Genomic DNA, 20,173 nt, shown 5'->3' with positions numbered 1-20,173 from the left:
AATAACCTAACGCACTGACCGGACGTTTTTAACTGCCCAGAGCGGGGCTTATAAAATAATAGCCCAGAGCGGGACTTATAAAATAATAGCCCAGAGTTGGACTATAAACTGCCCGGAGCTGGACTATAAACTGCCCAGAGCGGAACTATAAATAGCCCAGAGCATCATGTAGGGGAGAGGTGTTGAGCCCGCGTGCTACCCATGTCGGCCAGCGTTGACGCGCTAACGACGCGGTTGCCTGTGCTGCTTGCCGTGTTTCAAACTCAGCAAACAAACAAGCCCCCGTGCCGGTTAGCCGACTAGGTGCGTGCTGTGTGAGCCAGTTCAGGGCTTCCGCAATGGGCGGATAGCGTTCCTTTACTACGGCTTCACAGTCATTGCGCCACTCCGGCGCTCCCCCCTGCAGTGCGCGCGCCATAGTAATGGGGCGGCTGTCACGTGTCAATTGCGGGTCTTGAAAGACGCTGGGCGTAGAAACGCTGATGCCCGGGTGAATAATCACAAACCAAGGGGTATCAAGCGTGACGGTGGTGAGCTGTTCGCCCACGCCTTCGGCCCAGGCGCTATGGCCGTGCACAAAGACCGGCACATCGGCCCCCAGCTGTAGCCCGAGGTGGGCTAAGTCATGCTGCGATAGATCGAGCTGCCAAAGCTGATTAAGTCCCACCAAAACGGTGGCTGCGTTGGAGCTGCCACCCCCCAGGCCGCCGCCCATCGGCAGTTGCTTTTCGATGCTCAGTGTCGCGCCTAAAGGCGTGCCGCTGTGGCGCTGAAGTAAGCGGGCCGCGCGTACGATCAGGTTGTCATCGTGGCTAACGCCGCTTACCTCGTCAGTTAGGTAAATCTTGCCGTCATTCCTGGATGCCAGGGTAAGCTGATCGCTTAGATCGATAAACTGAAACAGTGTTTGCAGACAATGGAAGCCGTCTTCACGACGGCCCACAATATGCAGCATACGGTTAAGCTTGGCCGGGGCGGGGAGTATCAACGGCGCGTTCATTTAAGCAGCCACCTTTACTCTTCGCTGGCTTGCCACTGGTTGACGACCAGCGTAATGCGGACATCGTCGTAGTGCATCACCATCCGGCGGGGTAGCCACAAATCGTCGGCTTTTTCCCAATCCCGGTAGTCGATTTTCCAGCCGTTTTGGGCAAGATGGCTGGGGAAGCCCAGTTCATCGGTTTCCAGCTGGTAGCCGCTGTTCTGATCCTTGGTAGGGTCGCCAGGCAGGCCGCGTACCCAGTTGGGCATGGCGCTAACCGGCAGCGCCCAGCCAAGCTGTTCTTCCATCAACGCTTCTGGGGTTTCGGCTTCAAAACGTCCGTCGCTATTGGAGAGGGAGAAACGCCCGTCGCGGCCTTCAAGCACGTTACGCCCGCCGCCAAACGGCCCGCTGATCAGCATGCGGAAATAGTAAGGGGTTTGCTTCCAATCCAGGTTGGCGCTGACGTTCTCTTCAGGGGTACGCAGCCCCGCTTTACCGACCAGCGTCCAGGTGTCAAATGCTTCTACTGCCGCCTGCTGACGCTCCCATTGGCCTGCCTGGCGGCCGCTTTCATCCATCGGTGCTTGGGATGCACACCCGGCGAGTAAGAGTAGCGCCAGGCCGGCAAGCCAGAGGCGCGAAGCTGACAGAGATAAAGCTGGCAGTGATACAGGTTGGCGCGATAAACAGGACGTCAGTGTCGGCATATAACGGGCTCCATGCTAAGTAGGAATTACAATCGGGATGACAGCTGGGATTGCCACCATAGGCGCTAGGGTAGCATGAGTGCTCGCTACCCTTGTGCTTAAGGCGACCCTTTTAGGGTGTATCCGATGGCGTTCGTTCAGGGCGCATCCCAGGGCTTAGTTCAGGATGGCGCTCAAGCAACTCATCAATCTGCGGATGCTGGTCAGTCCGCTGCATAATGCGCTGGAGTAACTGGCGCGCTTCGTCGATGCGCCCTAACGACTGCAACACTTCAGCGAGATGCGCGGCGACTTCCGGGTCAGGTAGCTGGGCGTAGGCGCGCTCTAGCCAGGGAAGTGCTTTTTGCGGTTCGCCGAGGCGATAGTACACCCAGCCCATGCTATCAAGCACAGCGGGGTTGCCGGGGTCGGCCTGGTAAGCGCGTTCAATCAGTGCCAACGCTTCGTCTAAACGCCCGGGGACGTTTAAGTCGGCCAGGGTGTAGCCCAGTGCGTTAAGCGCTTCGGCATTGTCAGGGTCGCTGCGCAGTATCTGGCGTAAATCCTGCTCCATGCCCGCTATGTCGCCCGCTGCCCAGCGGCGCATAGCACGCATATAAAGCAGTGAAGCGTCATCAGGCGTACGGCTAATTTCGCGGTCTAGTAGCGCATTTGCCTCTTCAGTCTGGTCGATTTCATCCAATAGCTGCACTTCAAGCATCACCAGCTCGGTAAAGTAACGGTCGAAGCGCATTCGCTCAATGCGCAGGAAGGCGCGGGCGTCAAGCAGGCGATCTGCCTCAATCAGCATCTCTGCCGCCGCGGCACGAGCGGGTAAAAATTCATCGCCCTCGCTGACTTGGCGATAGTAAAGGAGGGCATTGTCGGTGTCGCCTTGCGCCTGAGTAATCTCACCCAGTAAGTAATAGGCGAGATTGGGCACTTCAGGTTGACCAATCAGCGGTTGCAACAGGCGCTGCGCAGGTGCTGGGTGGCCTTCTTCTAAATACAGCTGAGCTAGCGATAAGCGCAGATCCTCATTGCCGCTATGGCTTTCCAGCAAGGCGTCGGTTTGCACCTCGGCGGCACGAATGTTGTTGAGGCGAATTTCCGCCTGCGCCAGCAGCAGGATAAAGCGCACGTCGTCAGGGGCAAGCTCAAGCCCCTGCTGAGCGGCACGCTGAGCGGCCGGGTAATCCTCAACCTCCAGTGCCAGGCGCGCTTTTACCAACCATAATGAAGCGGATTCGGGGTCGAGTGCCTCGACGTGATCAAGCCGCGGCTGAGCCAGTGCGGTGTCGCCAAGAGTGGCCTCGATCAGGGCCGTGCCCAGCAATACATCGCTATGGTGCGGTAATTGGTCAGCGTTAGGGCGGGCTAAATGCTCACGCAGCTGCTGGGCGATTAACCTCAACGGCGCCTCTTCAGCCACGGCGATTTCGGCAAACGCCGCCACGTCACCGTGGCCACCTGCCTCGACAATGGCCAGTCGTTGCTCAAGGCTGTCGAGCCAGTCGCCGCGTTGCAGTGAAAATGCCGCGAGCAAGCGGTTGGGCGCCTCGGCTTGAGGCGCAAGCTCGCGCCAGCGTCGTGCAGCAGCCTCTATCAACGCGGCTTCATTGCCAAAGCGTGCCGCGAAGGTGGCGCGTTCGGCTAACGCGGGGTCGTTATAGCGTTGCGCGGCTTCTAAATAGCCTTGGCTGGCGTAGCGATAGTCGCCGCGCTGGCCGGCAAGCTCAGCGCTGAGCAGGGTGCTTAATCCGGCAGCGTCCAGCCCCTGTGTGATCGGTGGCGCTCCATGCATCGGGTCTTCTGACCAAGCGCCCATGGGACCGTCTTGCTGGCCCGGCGAGGATTGGCAGCCGCTCAGCAGCAGGGCGGTAGCGGCCATTGGCAACAGGGATGAGCCCCGTAAAATTGAGCCCATGAATATAGAGCCGAGTAATGTAGAGCGAGGTTGCATGCGTCTCTCAACTAGGTGGCCGAATGCCCAGCATAGCGGCTTGCCTGCCTGCGGCAAAGTGGTGTGGGCCAGATGATTGCCTGCTGTGATAGAATGTTCCTCCTTGAAAAAGTGGTTAGCAATCTTTATGCATACGCTACGTACAGCATTGCCGCCACGCCAAAGACTTACTTTAGCAAGCCCTAATTGACGCTATCGCCACTTGTTTACCCCGGTGGTTGGCGAAAAGTCCGACACACTAGCGAAGACGCATAACGCATGACGCTTCTTGCCCTGGGAATAAATCATCGTACCGCCAGCGTGGCCGTACGTGAGCAGGTCGCCTTTACGCCAGCGCAGCTTGAAACCGCGTTGGCCGAACTGCGTAACCTGCCACAAATTAGTGAAGCGGCGGTGCTCTCTACGTGCAACCGTACAGAGCTTTACTGCGTCACCGATGCGGCTGGCGAACAGGCGGTACTCAATTGGCTCGGACGCTTTCACAATTTGCGCGTCGACGAGCTGATGCACTGTGCCTATCATTATTTAGACAACGATGCGGCGCGCCATTTGATGCGCGTCGCGGTTGGCCTGGATTCGATGGTGCTGGGCGAACCCCAGATTTTGGGCCAGTTAAAAGAGGCTTATCAACAGGCGCGCGAGTCAAAGGGCCTGGGTGGCGAGCTTGAACGGCTATTCCAGCATACCTTCGCGGTGGCTAAGCAGGTGCGCACCGAGACCGGTATTGGCAAAAACCCCGTTTCCGTCGCCTACGCTGCGGTGAGCATGGCCAGCCGTATTTTTGATGATTTCAGCCAATCCCGAGCGCTGTTGATTGGCGCTGGTGAAACCATCGAACTGGTGGCGCGTCACCTGCACGAAGCGGGCGTCCGCCAGTTGACCGTGGCTAATCGAACCCGCGAGCGCGCCGAACGCGTGGCAGGCCCCATCGGCGGAACGGCGATTACCCTGCAAGAAATCCCCGAAGCCCTTGAATCGGCGGATATTGTGATTTCCTCTACTGCCGCGCCCCTGCCGATTCTGGGTAAAGGTATGGTCGAGCGCGCACTGAAAAAACGCCGCCACCGGCCGGTGTTTATGGTGGATATTGCGGTGCCCCGCGATATCGAGCCCGAAGTCGGCGAGCTGGCGGATGTGTTTCTGTATACCGTGGACGATTTGGAAGAGGTGATTCAAGAGAATCGCCGCCACCGCCAAGTCGCCGCCGACCAGGCCGAGTCGTTAATCGAGCACGGTGTGAGCAGTTGGCAGCACGAGCGGCGTATTCGCAACGGCGGCGAGTTGATTCGCGATTACCGTCAGCATGGCGAAGCGCTGCGCGATCAAGCGCGTGACCAAGCGTTGGAACGGCTGGCGCGTGGCGAAGACCCGGCTAAAGTCATTGAGCGTTTGGCGCATCAGTTAACCAACCGTCTGCTCCACCAGCCTACTCAGGCCATACGCGACGCCGCCTCTGAAGAGCAGCACGAGCTATTGAATGCCGCTCCGCGGCTACTGCTACCCATCAAGCCAGCATTCGAGACTGCCCCCGCGCCCAAGGTTAACCGTCAGAAGGATGATACGCCCGCATGAAAGAGACTTTGCGCCAACGCCTAGACAGCTTTACCGAACGCTTTGAAGAGCTGGCGATGCTGCTGTCGGATCCCGAAGTGATCAATAACCAGCAGCGTTTTCGCGACTATTCCCGTGAGTACGCCGAGTTAGAGGAGCTGGTGGCGGCCTGGCAGCGCTATCGTGACGTTGAAACCAACATGCACGAAGCTGAGCAGCTAAGCCGCGATAGCGACGCGGACATGCGCGAACTGGCGGAAATGGAGCTGAGTGAAGGGCGCGAGCGATTAGCCGAGCTGGATCTCGAGCTGAAGCGGCTGCTGGTGCCCAAAGACCCTGACGATGGGCGTGGGGTGTATTTGGAAGTGCGCGCAGGCACCGGTGGTGACGAGGCGGCTATTTTTGCCGGTGACCTGTTTCGCATGTACTCCCGGTACGCGGAAAAGCGTGGCTGGCGGGTCGAAGTGGTTAGCGCCAGTCACGGCGAGCAGGGCGGCTACAAAGAGATTATTTCCCGGGTCAAAGGCGACGGCGTTTACGCTCAGTTAAAATTTGAATCCGGCGCTCACCGGGTACAGCGCGTCCCGGCGACCGAATCCCAGGGTCGCATTCACACCTCTGCCTGTACGGTAGCGGTGATGCCCGAAGTTGACGATGTCGGCGATGTGGATATTAACGCCTCGGATCTACGCGTCGACACCTATCGCTCTAGCGGTGCCGGTGGTCAGCACGTTAATACCACCGATTCTGCTATCCGCATTACCCACCTGCCGACCGGCGTGGTGGTGGAGTGTCAGGAAGAGCGCAGCCAGCATAAAAACCGCGCTAAAGCGATGTCGCTGCTGGCCGCAAAGCTGAAGCGCAACGCCGTCGATAGCCAGCGCCAGACCCAGGCGGATGCGCGCCGTTCACTGGTGGGCTCGGGGGATCGTAGCGAGCGTATTCGCACTTACAATTTCCCCCAAGGGCGGATTACCGATCACCGCATTAATTTGACGCTCTACAAGCTCAATGAAGTGGTCAGTGGCGAGCAGCTGGACGACGTGATTAATCCGTTGATTCATGAGTATCAAGCGGAACAGCTGTCTGCCCTTCAGGAAGGCTAATGTCGCTTGATGCGCTGCTAAAAAAGGCGGCTCAGCGCCTACAGGCGGCAGGTTCCAGCTCGCCCCGGGTCGACGCTGAAGTGCTGTTAAGCTACGTCCTTGGGCGCAACCGTACCTGGCTATATACCTGGGGCGATAGACAGTGTCCGCCCTGGGAGCATGCCCGTTTTGATGCGCTAATCGCCGCACGGGCGCAAGGCACCCCGGTTGCCTATCTCACCGGCGAGCGCGAATTTTGGGGGCTGCGCTTGGCGACCTCTGCCGATACGCTGATCCCCCGGCCTGATACGGAAACCTTGGTTGAGTGCGCCCTGGGCCGCGTGACCAGCCCGACAGGTCGCCTGCTCGACCTGGGGACGGGCACCGGCGCGATTGCGCTGGCGTTTGCGAGCGAACAGCCCGGCTGGCAGGTGATAGGCGTCGATGTGCGTGCCGAGGCGGTGGCATTAGCGACGCGTAATGCGCAGGCGCTGGATATCACCCACGCGCGGTTTTTGCAGAGTGATTGGTTTGCTGCATTGGCAGCGGATGAGACGACGGGTAAGTCTTTCGATATTATCGTCAGTAACCCGCCTTATATCGCCGCCGACGATCCCCATTTAGACCAAGGCGATGTGCGCTTTGAGCCACGCTCAGCGCTGATTGCTGACGCCAATGGCATGGCCGACTTACTGTATTTAGTTAATGTTGCGAAGGGCTATTTAGCCCCGTCAGGGTGGCTATTGCTTGAGCACGGCTATAACCAAGCTGATAAAGTGCGCGAGGCGCTTAGCAATGTGGGTTATCAAAACGTTGAAAGTGTTTGTGACCTGGGTGGGCAGGAGCGGATTACCCTGGGGCGCTTAATGACAGGCGCTTAGGCCCTGGCGTTATGTGCATAGAGGGTCCACTTGGTCAGTACCATTTGTTGCACCTTTAGCAAGGGATTCTGGCATGAAACCTAAACATAGAACACTGGACCGTATCGACCTTAAAATCCTGCGTTGCCTGCAAGAAAACGCGCGCATTTCCTACGTGGATTTAGCTTCCGAAGTGGGCTTATCCACAACCCCTTGCCTCGAGCGCGTTAAGCGCCTGGAGAAAGCGGGGGTGATTCTGGGCTATCAAGCGATTCTTGACCCGCATGCCTTAAAAGCGAATTTATTGGTATTCGTAGAAATCAGTTTAGAAACCCAATCGCCCGCCGTATTTGATGAATTCCGCCGCGCCGTTGAGAAGCTGCCCCAGATTCAAGAGTGTCACCTTGTATCAGGGCAGTTTGACTATATCTTAAAGTGCCGTATTCCCGAAATGGCGGCCTATCGCCAGCTGCTAGGCGACGTCGTGTTAACGCTGCCGGGCGTCAAAGAGTCTAAGAGCTATGTGGTAATGGAGGAGGTTAAAGAGAGCTTTAGCCTTCATATACCGGCTTTTGAGGAATTTGAGGACAGCTAAGCCCATGATGGATGATCAGGCGCTGTTGCGCTATAGCCGCCAGATACTGCTGCCCGAAGTGGATATTGAGGGCCAGGAGCGTTTACAAACCGCTCACGCGCTGATTATCGGTGCGGGCGGTTTGGGCTCTCCGGTAGCGCTCTATCTAGCCGCTGCTGGCGTAGGGCGCATCACGATCGCCGACGCAGACCAGGTCGAGCTTTCCAACCTGCAGCGCCAAATCGCTCACCAACAGGCGAGTATTGGGCTCAATAAAGCGCACTCTGCCCAGGCCAGCATGCTGGCGCTCAACCCGCACTGCCAGGTTAATGCCCTAGCGCAGCATGTTGAGGGGCACGCCCTTGAGCAACTGGTCGCCTCGGTGGACGTGGTGCTGGACTGTACGGATCGTTTTTCAAGCCGCTATGCGGTCAATGCGGCTGCGCAAAAGGCTGGGGTGCCGCTGGTGTCTGGCGCAGCGATTCGCTTTTCGGGGCAATTAGCGGTATTCGATCCCCGCGCGCCTGATTGCCCTTGCTATGCCTGCCTTTACCCACCCGACGACAGCGGCGACGAAGCGCTTAGCTGCGCTGAGAGTGGCGTAATGGCGCCGCTGGTGGGCTTGATCGGCTGCTTTCAGGCGGTAGAAGCCTTTAAGCTGCTGAGTGGCGCAGGTTCTGCCCATCAGGGGCTCTCCACCTTTGATGGCTTAAGCGGACAATGGCGGCACTTTCAAGTACCCCGCGATCCCGCTTGCCCGGTTTGCGCTCAGCGCCGTTGATGCCTTCAGGCGCTGAAAAACGCTTACGCATCCGTTTTCGCAGATGTTGCGTCGCGCTCTGCGGCGTTATGCTGGGGTTTTTCTGGGGTAGCTTTTCGAGCGTTGGCGTTTTGAGAGGTGGCTTTTTGAGAAGTGGCTTTTTGAGAGGTAGCTTCCGAGGCGCTATCAAGGTTTGACGCTTGTGTAGCGCTTTTGGGCGCATCGTTAAAGGCGCTTTTCAACACGTCGTTGTCGGGGTCCATATCGATACTGCCATGGAAAACGCTGCCATCTTCCAGCACCAGGCACGGTGCAACGATGGTGCCAGAGACCTGCGCGCCTTTATGGATAGTGGCCCGGTGCAATGCCACCAGGTTACCGATTACTTCGCCGGACACATGCAATGTATGGGCAAATACATCGCCGTTAATATAACTATTGACGCCTAGCGTTACGGTATTTTGCTTGCAGGTAATCATCCCACTAACGCGGCCTTCCACCGTTAGGTCTTCATCGCTATTGATATCGCCTTCTACTTGGGTGTGACCGCCAATCACGCAGATGCTGGGCCGCGCGCTGCTGGTAGGCGCCGTTGGCGAGGAGGTTGAGCGTGTTTCAGGCGTGACGGGCGTCGCGGCTTTATCGTCAGGTGGGGTGTGCTTGGCTTTATTGAACATAGCTTGACTCCTTGTGAATGGCGCCAGAGTGGCTGATAAAAATATCATCAAGCAGCTTAATCTGCTTGTACCTTCAATAAAGGCTGGAGTTAAGCTGAGTTAGGGGGCTTATTCTTGCTGTCGCAAAACCCCAGAGCGCGTATAACGTTAACAGGGTAATGACATTTAGCCAGCAGGGCAGAGGCATGGGTATTCAAGTATGGTTTATCGTACTGGGCGTTGGCGTGATGACGTTAATTGTATGGGATGGTAAGCGGCGTAAATTAAAGCAGCGAGCTTCCCTAATGCCCGATGGCTCGGGCGAAGATATAGCATCATTTGCAACCAGCGCCGCTCCTGTGGTCATTCCCCCTGGCGAATACAGACGCGAGGGCAGTCGAATTGGCGTGGCCACGCAAATTGTAGGCAAAGTCATTGCCGATGAACCTGTGCTCATCAAGGGGCTTATTGAGGGCACGGTCATCGCTCCCAATCACCCCATTACGGTGACCGCTACCGGCCATGTAGCATCCTACATTGAAGGAAGTTGTGTTTATATTGACGGCTATGTGGCGGGGGCGCTTAGAGCTAATACTAAGGCCACGCTGCTATCGCGGGCGCGAATAAAAGGGGTGATTGAGGCGCCTCGCTTAGAGTGCGTGGCAGGTGCTTGGCTTCATGCCGATGTGGCGCGTAACGCAAGCCGAAAAAAAATTGCCATGGTGTCTTAAGGCTCTGCTTCAGTTAGTTTTGGCCTAGCCGATACCTAATTGAGTGACTTATAAATGAAAAAGGGATCAACAGGATGAAGCACCTCTCTATTAAATGGAGCCTGACTGCCGCGTTAGCCTTGCTGGTGCTTATGATCGGGTTGATAAGTGGGCTTGGGTTCTATGCAAATCACAATAGCTCTCAAGCACTTGAAGAGCTGACAAACACTAACGTACGACTCACGAACTTAGCTAATCGGACACAAGTTCATTCGCTGAGAGCGCAAACCTTTCTAGACCGTTCGGCGAGTTATAGTACCCAAGGTAATCCAGAAAAAGGGCAAGCGAGCCTTGCCATGGCAGTGGAGGCAGTTGCTGCCGCAGAAGCGCGTTTTAACGAGTTTCGTGCTGTGCCCATTGATCCCGAAGGCGCGCTTGCGCCATACCGAGAGGCGATTATCAGCGCTTATGCAGCTTTTGTAACAGAGGGTATTGCCCCACTGCTAGAGGCGGCTCCTTTTCAAATTCAGCGTAGGCAGGAAGAGCTGGGAGTATTAAGTGCCGATCTGGATGCGGCAATGAGTGGATTTATTGCCTATACCGAAGGGCGAGGTGCTAGCGTCCTTCAACAAGTGAACCGCTTGGCCACTGTTATTGGTGTCATTGCTATGACCCTGCTAGTTATTTCACTCATGGCAGCGCTGATCATTAGGTGGGCAATGATGCGTAACGTGGTAAGGCCACTACGTGATGCCAGTGCGCATTTCGCTCGGATTGCCGATGGTGATCTTACGGGTCATATTGAAGATCGTGGTAGTAACGAAATTGGTCAGTTGTTCAATGGACTGGCAGCGATGCAGGAGAAGTTAAAGCAGTTGGTTGTTTCCTTGCGTGGCAGTAGTGAACGAGTTTTCAGTGGGGCAGGTGATATTTCTGCAGGAAGCCAGGATCTCTCTTCAAGAACCGAACAGCAGGCTTCCGCACTCCAGCAAACCGCTTCCAGCATGGAGGAGATGTCGACGACCGTGAGCAAGAATGCTGAAACGGCACAAGAAGCCGATCAGCTTTCGGTCGCGGCGTCACAGTCTGCGGAGGCAGGTGGTGAAGAGGTGGGGCGTACGGTTCAACTCATGCGTGAGATTGCCGCCAGCGCCAGCCAGGTAAACGATATTATTGGCGTCATTGATTCAATTGCTTTCCAAACCAACATTTTGGCGCTTAATGCTTCGGTTGAGGCAGCGCGTGCCGGTGAACAGGGCCGCGGCTTTGCGGTGGTAGCCAGCGAAGTCCGTTTATTAGCGACGCGCAGTGCTGACTCTGCCAAAGAGATACGTAGCTTGATTGAGCAAACCACCACGAAAATTAATGGTGGCGCCGAACAAGCAGAGCGCAGTGGACAGACGATTCATAAAACGGTAGATGCCATTCACCAAGTGACTACCCTGATGGGCGAAATTTCGACCGCGACACGGGAGCAGAATAGCGGAATTGAGCAGATTAATGCCGCCCTTACCGAAATGGACTCTGTCACTCAGCAAAATGCTGCGCTCGTTCAACAAACCAGCTCCGCCGCTAACGCTTTAGAAGGCCAGGCCCGTGAACTAGCCGACTTGATGTCTACTTTCCGCATTGATGAGAGTGCCGCCAGCAGTGTTGCGCTAACTCACAAACCTGCCACGCAAAAGCAAGATGCTGACCGACGTAGTGAACCAGCGCCACGCCAGCAAACGACGCAAAGCCAAAAGGCCGCCAGCGTTGACGAATGGGATGAGTTTTAAATCTTAGCTATTTTGTGACTCATGTTTCAGGTTGAAACCACTAAGCTATCTATATTGTGGCTATCTATATGGTGGGAGGGAGCTTTAGCTTGGGAATATTCAGGCACCTAGCCAGCTGAACCTAAGGGGTGCTTTCAGCACCCTTCGCCGAAGTGTCGGACCACCGAAGTGTCGGACCACCGAGGTGTCGGACCATGCTGAAGCTCCCTCACAGGTTTAGTTATCTGCCAGCGGGGATAATGTCACACTGAGTGACGAAGAGCCTGAGAAGGTTGGTTAATTTATGCGCGAGCTGAAACGCGCAGGCGTACATAATCGGCTGTCCAGTTGCCTTGCTCATCTTTTAGGCTGTGGCCTAACAGCGTCAACGTATTTTCCAACACGGCTTCACGCACGTCTTCGTCAAGTCCGTGCAAGAAAGGGCTGGCAAACGTTTCTAACCACCCCATCATGCCGGTAGGCAGTGGCGTAGGGCGAGGGATTAGCTCAATACTGTCTACCTTAAAACCCACAGTTGTCAGTATCTGGCCGTACTCGTGGGGCGTGGGGAAATACCAGGGATGGCGGCCGCGGGCGCTAATGCCGCGAAATTGAAGCGCTGCAATCAGTGCCGTGCAAATAGCGGCCACATTGCCATGCCCGCCAAATTCGGCCACAAACCTTCCGCCGGGTTTTAAGGTCCGTTTTACGCCTGCTAGCACCGCCTGCGGGTCAAGCATCCAATGCAGAGCCGCATTGCTGAATACCGCGTCAAACTCATGGTCAAAAGACAGCTGATGGCCATCAATGACGCGTGCGGTAATACCTCGCTCACGCGCCGCGTTAACCATATCCTCCGAGGCATCTACGCCCAGCACATCGGCACCGAGCTGGACGAGACGCTCAGTCAACGAGCCGTCGCCACAGCCAAGATCCAAAATTCGCTCGCCGGGTTGAGGTGACAACAGCTTGACTACTTCGCTGCCTAGCTTGGGGACAAAGTTAGCATGTTGAGCATAGCCGCTGGCGTTCCACTCTTGCCCGGGTGCATTTTGAGAATTATTGGTCATATCGGCTTCCTGGCGTGGTTATTATTTCCATCAAGGGTCAGTCGCATAAAGTATCGCCACAACAGCAGTATAGCGGGCTGTTGGCTAACTTATCAGATAAACAATGAAAAGCTAATCAATACGGCGTGTCGTACGTGCCCACTAACATCACTATCGGCTGAAGTGGGTAAATATTTAACAGCGATCTATCAATAAATCCCAGCATGGCGCTTCGTACAATCCTGCCATGCTGTGTGATTCTGTTACCCTATACCCAGTTGTTAACTAGCTAAGTGTTACCCAGAAAAGTGAGGCACCATGAACGACGTTATTGAATTGTTAAAATCCCACCGTTCGATTCGTAAATTCAGCGATCGCCCAATTCCCCGCGAAACATTGCTGGAGCTCATTAAAGCCGGGCAGGGCGCCGCCACGTCCAGTCATGTCCAGGCTTACACCGTTATTCATGTAAAGAATCAAGCCAACCGTGAACAGATAGCAGAACTGGCCGGTGGGCAAGGTTATATTGCGACTTGCGCCGATTTCTTAGTGTTCTGTGCTGATATGAAACGCCCTACTGAAGCGTCTGAGCGTACCGGGGCAAATGTTGTCCGGGGTATGACCGAGCAATTGTTGGTAGCGACCGTTGATACGGCCTTGATGGCGCAAAACGTGGTGGTGGCGGCGGAATCCGAAGGGCTGGGTATTTGCTATATCGGCGGCATTCGCAATAACCCCCAAGCGGTCAGCGATCTACTGCGTCTTCCCGCGCACGTCTACCCAGTGTTTGGTCTGTGCCTTGGCTACCCAGAGGATGAGCCGGAAGTGAAGCCCCGCCTGCCGGTGGAGGCGGTTCTCAAGGAAGACTACTACACTGAAGACAGTGAGCAGGTCAAAGCCTTCGACACTACCATGCAGGCCTATTATCAGGCGCGGAGTAACAGCAATAAAGACACCGACTGGTCGCACAACCTTACCCCGCTGTTCGATAACAAGCTGCGCCCCCATATGCGTGATTTTCTGATCAAGCGCGGTTTTGAAATGAAATAGTTTTGAGATGAAATAAGGGTGCGCTGCACATTTTTGATAGGATTTTTGACAAAGTAAACGCTCAGTAGGATAAGTAGGGTTTGCTTTGTCTCGTTTTCAGGAGCTTCACCGCATGCGCGTATTTTCAAATCCCGTCGGTCCCGGCTCTCTTTGGTTCGACAACCTCGCGACAGCTGAGGGCACGCCCGTCGCCTATGACCCCCAGGCGCGTGCTTTTGTCCCCATGCCGCCTTTCTGTATTAACCGCGATGTTATCGGCTGCAACTGGATTGCCCCCAAAGAGGGGGCTTTTTGCCGCTCTTGTGCCATGACCGCGCTGGCGCCTGACCCCAGTCTTCCCAATGCGATTCCCAACTGGGCACAAACCGAAGCGGCCAAACGCTGGGTGTTGGATAACCTGGGCCGTTGGCACTGGTTCCGCCCGGAAGACCCCGGTGCACCGCCGGTGTTTCATCTGCTTGCTGAGGGCCCGACGCCGGTGCCGATGGGACATATCGAAGGGGTGGTAACCATCAGCGTGGCCGAGGTTGACCCCGTGCTGGTGACCACGCGCCGAGAAGCATTAGAAGAGCCCTATCGGACGATGATTGGCCATATGCGCCACGAAATATCGCACATGCTTTGGTGGCGGCTAAGCCTGCGGGCGGATTTTCTTGATGCTTTTCGTGAGATGTTTGGCGATGAACGTCAGGATTATCAGGCCGCTCTCCAGCGCCACTATCAATATGGGCCGCCGCCTGACTGGAAAGCGCGTTTTCTAACCACCTACGCCTCCGCCCACCCCCACGAAGATTGGGCAGAAACGGCCGCGCATTTGCTGCATTTAACCGATATTGCCGATAGCTTTGCAGCAGCAAACTTGTCTTCTCCCGAGCTGCCTGGCCCTCAGTGGGAGCCTTATGCGGAGCCAGACGCCGAGCGTCTGATCTATGTGGCTGCCGAGCTTACCGTGGGGGTCAATCATGTTAACCGCTCCATGGGGCTGCCTGACCTGTATCCGTTTGTGCTCTCAGAGACTGCTCGGCGTAAGCTTACGTTTGTGCACGACTGGTTACGCCGCGGCGCGCAGGGGCTTTAAAATTAGCGCAGGTGAATCGAGGGCTGAGCGTGAATAAACGCCGCGATTGCCTATACTGAGTTTTATACTGTTCAGCAACACCGTATACAGGTGATCCGCACGACGATAATAAAAAAGGCCGATGTTTCACCGCTGATGTCGGCCATCCCGCATGGAGACTGACTGATGAACTTAGACCGCGCTTACCGTCTTCTGGCGGCTTTTTATACTTTAATGCTGGTGATTGGCGTCATTGCTATCGTGGCTGGCGGTGGAACGCTTCTTGCTCCTGTGCATCTGCTTTTAGGAGCGCTGGCAGTGGTCGGGCTATGGGGCTATATCCTCAAACGCGGGTTTATGAACCCACGTATGTGGCGGCCATTGGCGGTTATTCTGGCCGTTGGCATTGTAGTGCAGATGGGCATCGTACTGACAATGCCGCTCTCGAGCGTTTTGCTGACCTGGATGCTGACTAGTAGCATCTTCTCCGTCATGCTAGTGATCATGTTATATCGCTACGGCGATCGTGATCAGCCGCTGTGGGCATCTGCTCAGGAAAGAGCCGCTGCGCGTCAGCTAGAGGCATTGCTAAACGGGGATTCTCCATTAACCGCCGTCAAACGTGACGCGGAGCGCGAGAATAAAGTGCAGGTGACAAAATCAAACGGTGGCTACAAAGCGAGCGTGACCCGGCGAATGCAAGATGGCCAAGAGCGCTTTGAAGAGCGCTTTCGCTACCCGGAAACGCTGGTGTTTTTCTTAGAGAAATTTACCAGTGTGTCGGTCGATGATTTTAGGCGTTCTACTGAAGATCATGGCCATGCTGCTGTATAAGCTTCGTGGTGTTGTGCACGCTAAGCGGTAGAATCAAATGATGCCCCGGCATACGCCGGGGCAATCGATTTTACTCAACAAGCTCAAGCAAACGATCCGGGTAGTTGGTGAACAGGCCGTTGACGCCCATTTCCATCAGGCGCTCCATGTCATCGGTCTCATTGACGGTATACACATGTACCGGCAGGCCGTTTTCCTGGGCTTGCTTAACAAAGTCAGCGTCAATGACCTCTCGGCCGTCATAGAGGTAGTTGGTGCCAAGGCCCACGGCGTATTCGGCGACTTCCTGAAAGTCTTCATCGGTAATCTCGGCGGACCCCGGCGTCACACCCGTCCACTCGACCAGGCGTGAGTCGTCTTCCTCGCTGGGGGAGTACCACACTAGCTGGATCAGCGGCACGTCATCGTTTAACGCCTGCACTTTCAACAGGCTGTCCTGCTCGAAAGACTGCACCAGCACGCGGCCACTCTCGACCATATCGTACTCTTCCAGTGTTTCGACCAGGGCTTCTTCCAAACCAGGGTTCAATTGCGGCGACTTGGTTTCAATGTAGTAGCGGGCATCGTGGCCAAAGCGATCAAAGAGTGCATCCAGCGTGAGCATCGGCGCGCCTGCAAAGGCCGCGTCGGCGCTATCGGGATTTGCCTCGTTAAACCAGGTGCCGGTGTCCAGGGTTCTTAGTTCTTCCAGGGTGTAATCGTTAATCTTGCCTTCACCGTCGCTGGTACGTTCAATGGTGTCATCGTGAAACACCACCAGTTCCCCGTCGGAGGTGATTTGCACGTCCAGCTCCAGGTAATCGACTTCCCATTCATGAGCCAGCTCGTAGGCCGCCATGGTGCTTTCCGGCGCATGGCCGCTGGCACCCCGATGGGCGATCACTTGAAATGATTGCAGATCTTTTAGCTGCTGCTCTAAAGGCGATGTGTCGGACATCGCCGGGGTGGCGGCAGCACCAGCGAAAAGACCCAGCGATACAGCGGTTACGAGTGGAAGACGTTGCATAGAGGTTTCCTTGATTGAATGCTTGTTCAATAAGCGTACATGGCTTGCTGCGTTAAAGCCAAAGGGCAGGCGTTGTCCAAGGCTGCATCATGAGCAAATTAACCGCTATACCTATTCATCTTGTCAGATGGGTAGTCCTTAAAAGTAGCGAGAGATACCAAGGCTTGCTTGCGTTGCCGTGCGGTCTTGTTGCAGTCCCATGCGTATATCCCATTCGGTAGTCAAGGCAATACGGTGCTGCACCTGCCACTGGGTGTGGTGGCCTTTATTATCTATATTCCGGCGATGTGCCAGCTCTAGATGAGTGCGCTGGCTTGGTGACCAGCTGCTGACGATCCCTGCTTTAACCATTGGAGCCAGCATACCGTCGTAGTGGCGCTGGGTGCGTAATTGAGCACCGGCTAGGGCGTAAGCTAGGTGTGTCTCGCTTGACCAAGATTTCCCCCCTAGCACGTTGGCAACGCCATCAAAACATCGCCGACAGCTTAATCGGCTTCTCTGAATACTCGAAGAAATTTGCCAGGCAGTTTGGGGGAGTGTAGGCAACGTAATAGCATCCGTATGCAGGTTAGTGACCCTAAACAGGTCAAGCCTATTCAATGACAGCCCATCGCTATTAACGTCAACTTCCAGATTGCCGATTTCGACAGCCGAGTTAGGCATTCTGGCTTGATTGGTGTCCAGCAAATCGTACTGTAGAGGTCGAAAAGCCAGCCGGAAGCCATTCCCTAAGCGGCTGTTATGCACACTGCTTATGCGAACCAGTGCAGGAGGCGTTACCTCGTGTATCGCTGGCGTTGCCTTGACACTTGAGGAGGAGTTGCCCTCGGGCAAGCGTAAGCGCGTTTGTAAAAGTTGCCGTTCTATTTCTGACAGGTGGTTATTGTCGCTTGTCTGGCGTAAAAAAGCGGCATGGCTGAGCAGTGTATTGACGACATCTATACGTTGCTCTTCTGGGAGTGCTGTAAACAGCCCCGCATCTAATAGTAACGTCTCTTCGGTTGGCCAAACGGCGTTAGCGGCTTGCTGCTGCTCGACGTTCATCTCAGCAAATAAGCGTTGCGTTACAAGCCTTCTTGACGGTATTTGATGCGTTTCGGATAACAGTGGCTTGCCATTGTGCACGCTATTATCGAGTGCGCGTAAAAGCTCTTCGGGTGCTACCCAGGGTGCCGCGCCAGGTGTTAAATCAGCATCTATCACTAGCTCAAGACTTCTAGCGATCCGAGAGGCGCAGTTTTGAGATAAGAATAAATACTCATAGTCTTTACCGATAATCTCATAGAGATGCGCGGTGAATAGTGCCGCTTCATCGTCAGTAAGATTGAGCTGATAATGCCATAAATCACGCATTTCACGCTCTGAGTAGAGCGTTGCATTACGGTAAAAGGAAGCATTGGAAAACTTTGCATCATAGCCGCCAAAGAGCCCTTTGGCCATATAGGTGATTAATCCTTCATCGCTTGGTACATCAGCGCCAAAATTCAGGCTGTTGTCGAGCAAGTACTGAGCACCAGACGCTACCCCGGGATCGTTTGGCGGGGTGGAGTGCAGCATGATGTGTCCAAAAAAGGAAGCCGGATTGCCTAGGTAGCCTGTGGCAAACATCAGCCCTATCGTTGACCCTTGATGTTTTGACTGCCACTCATTGAACTCAGGGCACTCTGCACTAGGCCAGCTTTCCCCCGTTTTGGCGGAGAGCCACATTGCCCGCGCTGGGAAGCGGCAGCGTGCATGAGTTCCCGGCTCGCCAGGTGGCGCGCGTAAGGCGGCAAGCGTTGCTTCTAACTCAGCTTTAAGGTCATAGCGCCCCTGTTCGGCAACAAAAAAGGCATCATCAATTACCGCACTTCGGGGTGAAGAAAAAAGGCTCTGGCGGTCGAAATGCAGCAATGAGCGCCACTGAGGATCTTGGGATAGAGAGGCGATATCTGCGTGGAGGAAATTACTATAGAGCGAGCAAAAAGAAAGGATTGTCAGCCAAAGCCGCCACATGCGAAATGTATCCTGCGGGAAAACGAAGTGGGCCAGCGCTTGGCCAGCCCACAGAAAGGCTTAGCTAGCTGAGCAGTTTACAGCGGCTTGATTAAGGCTGGTGTAGAAACTGTAAGCTTTATCGCTATGGCTCATAGAGGTGTAGTTAGCATTGGCGCTAACAGTACTCAAGTCGTCACGAAGCTGAGAAATGCTGGTAGCGTCACTCGCTTCACAGCCAACAAGGCCAAGAGCAGCGGATAGGTGGTTACCTTCACCCATAGCGGCTTCCATGGCGAGTTGGTCGTAGGTTTCATCGATAAACTGAGCGACTTTAACCTCTTCACTTTCACAAGTATCAGGCGAGATAGTGGCTGACGTTACTGCCGTGGTGCCTGAGTCCCAAATCACATTGGAAATGGCGGCGGCGGTGGTGTTGTCGTCAAAAATAGCAGCACCGATACCACAGTGTTGCCACGGATTGATGTCGCCTTGGTGATTGTCGGCGAACGTAGTGGCACTCAAAGTGAGTGCTGCTGTAGAGCCTAACAATGCAACAGTAGCGGAAATAGAACGTTTAAACATGGGATCCCTTAATGATTTGTGTGACGGTTTGAATTTTTATATCCGAGGGCACCGACAACCCTCTAGATTCGATGAAACGCTATCAATGCGTTAATTTTTTTTCATATTATCAGATTTTTCATACTATCCGTGTAAGCCATGTCTTACATTTTTGTAAGACATGGCTTACAAAAATAAGAGGTTCTGCCGCTATATTTCATCGTGGGGCTGCTTGCTTTGCTGGCAACAGCGGATACCGCTGGCGGGGCACCGACAGCTCGGCAGGCAGGCTACAGCGGGTAATGCCGCGAGAGCCTGGCAGTTAAGGGGTCCGCTTAGCAGGGTTGAATTACGCCGGAGTGCCTACACTTACTAAAAGGTAAGCAGTTCACAAGGAAATAGGAGTCGTTATGACAACGTTAGTGATTGGTGCCAACGGACAAATTGGCAAACAGTTTTGCGAGCTGGCCCAGCAAGCGGGCACGCCTGTTAAGGCAATGATCCGCAGCGAGGAGCAGGCTCCCTGGTTTAAAGAACGCGGTATCAATACCGTGATTGGTGACCTGGAAGGTGACTTCGAGCACGCGTTTGAAGGGTGCGATCAAGTGGTCTTTACGGCGGGCTCTGGCCCTCATACCGGGCCGGATAAAACCCTGATGATTGATCTTTTTGGGGCCATTCGCACGGCCGATGTCGCCAAGAAAAAAGGTCTCTCGCGCTACATCATGATTAGCGCCATGCGTTCGGAAGCTCCTTTGGAAGCGCCCGAGAAAATGCGCCCCTATATGGCCGCCAAGTTTGCCGCTGATGTCCACTTGCGCAACAGCGGTCTTTCCTATGTCATTCTTAAACCGGGACGGTTAACCGACGAGGCGGCCAGCCAGCAGTTTGCCAACTCCTTTGATGAGGCAGGCGATAATCAGATATCCCGCGCCAATGTCGCCTATGCGCTACTGCACACCGTAAAAACGCCAAGCGTGATCAATCAGGAGTATTTGCTGCTGGATGGCCAGCGCCCGATTGGCGATATTATTCAGTAGGCAGTCTGCGGC

19 protein-coding genes are annotated in these 20,173 nt (G+C 55.0%); 11 read left to right on the top strand and 8 right to left on the bottom strand.

The window, feature by feature from the left end; all coding sequences use genetic code 11:
- Positions 1-145 precede the first annotated feature (145 nt).
- The 3 genes from ispE to HVA01_RS04015 all read right to left on the bottom strand — a co-directional run bounded on the left by ispE (position 146) and on the right by HVA01_RS04015 (position 3,634).
- A complete protein-coding gene (gene ispE / locus HVA01_RS04025; protein ID WP_146873251.1) occupies positions 146-1,000 on the bottom strand; it encodes a 4-(cytidine 5'-diphospho)-2-C-methyl-D-erythritol kinase in 855 nt (284 codons plus the stop codon).
- A gap of 14 nt (positions 1,001-1,014) precedes the next feature.
- The gene (lolB, locus tag HVA01_RS04020; protein ID WP_146873250.1) at positions 1,015-1,692 is read right to left on the bottom strand and encodes a lipoprotein insertase outer membrane protein LolB; all 678 of its coding nucleotides are present in this window, start codon (positions 1,690-1,692) and stop codon (positions 1,015-1,017) included.
- Between the two features lie 112 nt (positions 1,693-1,804).
- Complete coding sequence (locus HVA01_RS04015; protein ID WP_146873249.1) at positions 1,805-3,634, bottom strand: tetratricopeptide repeat protein; 1,830 nt, start codon at positions 3,632-3,634, stop codon at positions 1,805-1,807.
- A 258-nt stretch (positions 3,635-3,892) separates the two neighbouring features.
- Here HVA01_RS04015 and hemA point away from each other — a divergent pair, with 258 nt between their 5' ends.
- From hemA to HVA01_RS03990, 5 genes are all read left to right on the top strand, one after another.
- Complete coding sequence (gene hemA, locus HVA01_RS04010) at positions 3,893-5,206, top strand: glutamyl-tRNA reductase (RefSeq protein WP_146873248.1); 1,314 nt, start codon at positions 3,893-3,895, stop codon at positions 5,204-5,206.
- Entirely contained in the window at positions 5,203-6,291 is a 1,089-nt protein-coding gene (prfA, locus tag HVA01_RS04005) for a peptide chain release factor 1 (RefSeq protein ID WP_146873247.1), read from the top strand. Before hemA ends, prfA begins: the two co-directional genes overlap by 4 nt.
- Complete coding sequence (gene prmC / locus HVA01_RS04000; RefSeq protein ID WP_146873246.1) at positions 6,291-7,151, top strand: peptide chain release factor N(5)-glutamine methyltransferase; 861 nt, start codon at positions 6,291-6,293, stop codon at positions 7,149-7,151. Before prfA ends, prmC begins: the two co-directional genes overlap by 1 nt.
- Positions 7,152-7,224: 73 nt before the next feature.
- Positions 7,225-7,725 (top strand): Lrp/AsnC ligand binding domain-containing protein, encoded by a 501-nt coding sequence (locus HVA01_RS03995; protein ID WP_146873245.1) that lies wholly within the window; start codon positions 7,225-7,227, stop codon positions 7,723-7,725.
- Positions 7,726-7,729: 4 nt separating this feature from the next.
- A complete protein-coding gene (locus HVA01_RS03990) occupies positions 7,730-8,485 on the top strand; it encodes a HesA/MoeB/ThiF family protein (RefSeq protein WP_146873244.1) in 756 nt (251 codons plus the stop codon).
- A 23-nt stretch (positions 8,486-8,508) separates the two neighbouring features.
- Here the strand turns inward: HVA01_RS03990 and HVA01_RS03985 are convergent, their stop codons facing one another.
- Positions 8,509-9,141 carry a bactofilin family protein gene (locus HVA01_RS03985; RefSeq protein ID WP_146873243.1) on the bottom strand — a complete coding sequence of 211 codons (633 nt, stop codon included), beginning with the start codon at positions 9,139-9,141 and terminating at the stop codon, positions 8,509-8,511.
- 185 nt (positions 9,142-9,326) lie between these two features.
- Between HVA01_RS03985 and HVA01_RS03980 the strand changes: the two genes are divergently transcribed.
- Both HVA01_RS03980 and HVA01_RS03975 read left to right on the top strand, forming a co-directional pair.
- Positions 9,327-9,851, top strand: coding sequence for a bactofilin family protein (locus tag HVA01_RS03980; RefSeq protein ID WP_146873242.1), 525 nt, complete (start codon positions 9,327-9,329; stop codon positions 9,849-9,851).
- 74 nt (positions 9,852-9,925) lie between these two features.
- Positions 9,926-11,608, top strand: coding sequence for a methyl-accepting chemotaxis protein (locus tag HVA01_RS03975; RefSeq protein WP_146873241.1), 1,683 nt, complete (start codon positions 9,926-9,928; stop codon positions 11,606-11,608).
- A 281-nt stretch (positions 11,609-11,889) separates the two neighbouring features.
- Here HVA01_RS03975 and HVA01_RS03970 read toward each other — a convergent pair whose 3' ends face one another.
- Positions 11,890-12,657 carry a class I SAM-dependent methyltransferase gene (locus HVA01_RS03970; protein WP_146873240.1) on the bottom strand — a complete coding sequence of 256 codons (768 nt, stop codon included), beginning with the start codon at positions 12,655-12,657 and terminating at the stop codon, positions 11,890-11,892.
- 297 nt (positions 12,658-12,954) lie between these two features.
- Here HVA01_RS03970 and nfsA point away from each other — a divergent pair, with 297 nt between their 5' ends.
- The 3 genes from nfsA (at position 12,955) to HVA01_RS03955 (ending at position 15,577) form a co-directional block, all read left to right on the top strand.
- Complete coding sequence (gene nfsA, locus HVA01_RS03965; protein WP_146873239.1) at positions 12,955-13,686, top strand: oxygen-insensitive NADPH nitroreductase; 732 nt, start codon at positions 12,955-12,957, stop codon at positions 13,684-13,686.
- Positions 13,687-13,798: 112 nt separating this feature from the next.
- Positions 13,799-14,764, top strand: coding sequence for a zinc-binding metallopeptidase family protein (locus tag HVA01_RS03960; protein ID WP_146873238.1), 966 nt, complete (start codon positions 13,799-13,801; stop codon positions 14,762-14,764).
- A 165-nt stretch (positions 14,765-14,929) separates the two neighbouring features.
- Positions 14,930-15,577, top strand: a complete 648-nt coding sequence (locus HVA01_RS03955; protein WP_146873237.1) for a hypothetical protein — start codon at positions 14,930-14,932, stop codon at positions 15,575-15,577.
- Positions 15,578-15,647: 70 nt separating this feature from the next.
- Here HVA01_RS03955 and HVA01_RS03950 read toward each other — a convergent pair whose 3' ends face one another.
- From HVA01_RS03950 to HVA01_RS03940, 3 genes are all read right to left on the bottom strand, one after another.
- Positions 15,648-16,583, bottom strand: coding sequence for a glycerophosphodiester phosphodiesterase family protein (locus tag HVA01_RS03950; protein WP_146873236.1), 936 nt, complete (start codon positions 16,581-16,583; stop codon positions 15,648-15,650).
- A gap of 138 nt (positions 16,584-16,721) precedes the next feature.
- Positions 16,722-18,578 carry an Lnb N-terminal periplasmic domain-containing protein gene (locus HVA01_RS03945; protein ID WP_146873235.1) on the bottom strand — a complete coding sequence of 619 codons (1,857 nt, stop codon included), beginning with the start codon at positions 18,576-18,578 and terminating at the stop codon, positions 16,722-16,724.
- 60 nt (positions 18,579-18,638) lie between these two features.
- Positions 18,639-19,142 (bottom strand): DUF3015 family protein, encoded by a 504-nt coding sequence (locus tag HVA01_RS03940; protein ID WP_146873234.1) that lies wholly within the window; start codon positions 19,140-19,142, stop codon positions 18,639-18,641.
- Between the two features lie 389 nt (positions 19,143-19,531).
- Between HVA01_RS03940 and HVA01_RS03935 the strand changes: the two genes are divergently transcribed.
- Positions 19,532-20,161, top strand: coding sequence for an SDR family oxidoreductase (locus HVA01_RS03935; protein ID WP_146873233.1), 630 nt, complete (start codon positions 19,532-19,534; stop codon positions 20,159-20,161).
- The last annotated feature ends 12 nt before the right edge of the window (positions 20,162-20,173 follow it).

Origin of the sequence: Halovibrio variabilis (assembly GCF_007991175.1) — a bacterium.
Classification (GTDB): domain Bacteria; phylum Pseudomonadota; class Gammaproteobacteria; order Pseudomonadales; family Halomonadaceae; genus Vreelandella; species Vreelandella variabilis.
This window is presented reverse-complemented; position numbering and strand designations above follow the sequence as displayed.

Coding starts and splice junctions, on each gene's coding strand:
- HVA01_RS03990 (WP_146873244.1), top strand. CDS start 7,730: ATGATGGATGATCAGGCGCTGTTGCGCTATAGCCGCCAGATACTGCTG.
- HVA01_RS03985 (WP_146873243.1), bottom strand. CDS start 9,141: ATGTTCAATAAAGCCAAGCACACCCCACCTGACGATAAAGCCGCGACG.
- hemA (WP_146873248.1), top strand. CDS start 3,893: ATGACGCTTCTTGCCCTGGGAATAAATCATCGTACCGCCAGCGTGGCC.
- nfsA (WP_146873239.1), top strand. CDS start 12,955: ATGAACGACGTTATTGAATTGTTAAAATCCCACCGTTCGATTCGTAAA.
- HVA01_RS03960 (WP_146873238.1), top strand. CDS start 13,799: ATGCGCGTATTTTCAAATCCCGTCGGTCCCGGCTCTCTTTGGTTCGAC.
- HVA01_RS03950 (WP_146873236.1), bottom strand. CDS start 16,583: ATGCAACGTCTTCCACTCGTAACCGCTGTATCGCTGGGTCTTTTCGCT.
- HVA01_RS03955 (WP_146873237.1), top strand. CDS start 14,930: ATGAACTTAGACCGCGCTTACCGTCTTCTGGCGGCTTTTTATACTTTA.
- HVA01_RS03970 (WP_146873240.1), bottom strand. CDS start 12,657: ATGACCAATAATTCTCAAAATGCACCCGGGCAAGAGTGGAACGCCAGC.
- HVA01_RS03945 (WP_146873235.1), bottom strand. CDS start 18,578: ATGTGGCGGCTTTGGCTGACAATCCTTTCTTTTTGCTCGCTCTATAGT.
- prmC (WP_146873246.1), top strand. CDS start 6,291: ATGTCGCTTGATGCGCTGCTAAAAAAGGCGGCTCAGCGCCTACAGGCG.
- HVA01_RS03980 (WP_146873242.1), top strand. CDS start 9,327: ATGGGTATTCAAGTATGGTTTATCGTACTGGGCGTTGGCGTGATGACG.
- HVA01_RS03995 (WP_146873245.1), top strand. CDS start 7,225: ATGAAACCTAAACATAGAACACTGGACCGTATCGACCTTAAAATCCTG.
- HVA01_RS03975 (WP_146873241.1), top strand. CDS start 9,926: ATGAAGCACCTCTCTATTAAATGGAGCCTGACTGCCGCGTTAGCCTTG.
- prfA (WP_146873247.1), top strand. CDS start 5,203: ATGAAAGAGACTTTGCGCCAACGCCTAGACAGCTTTACCGAACGCTTT.
- HVA01_RS04015 (WP_146873249.1), bottom strand. CDS start 3,634: ATGCAACCTCGCTCTACATTACTCGGCTCTATATTCATGGGCTCAATT.
- ispE (WP_146873251.1), bottom strand. CDS start 1,000: ATGAACGCGCCGTTGATACTCCCCGCCCCGGCCAAGCTTAACCGTATG.
- HVA01_RS03935 (WP_146873233.1), top strand. CDS start 19,532: ATGACAACGTTAGTGATTGGTGCCAACGGACAAATTGGCAAACAGTTT.
- lolB (WP_146873250.1), bottom strand. CDS start 1,692: ATGCCGACACTGACGTCCTGTTTATCGCGCCAACCTGTATCACTGCCA.
- HVA01_RS03940 (WP_146873234.1), bottom strand. CDS start 19,142: ATGTTTAAACGTTCTATTTCCGCTACTGTTGCATTGTTAGGCTCTACA.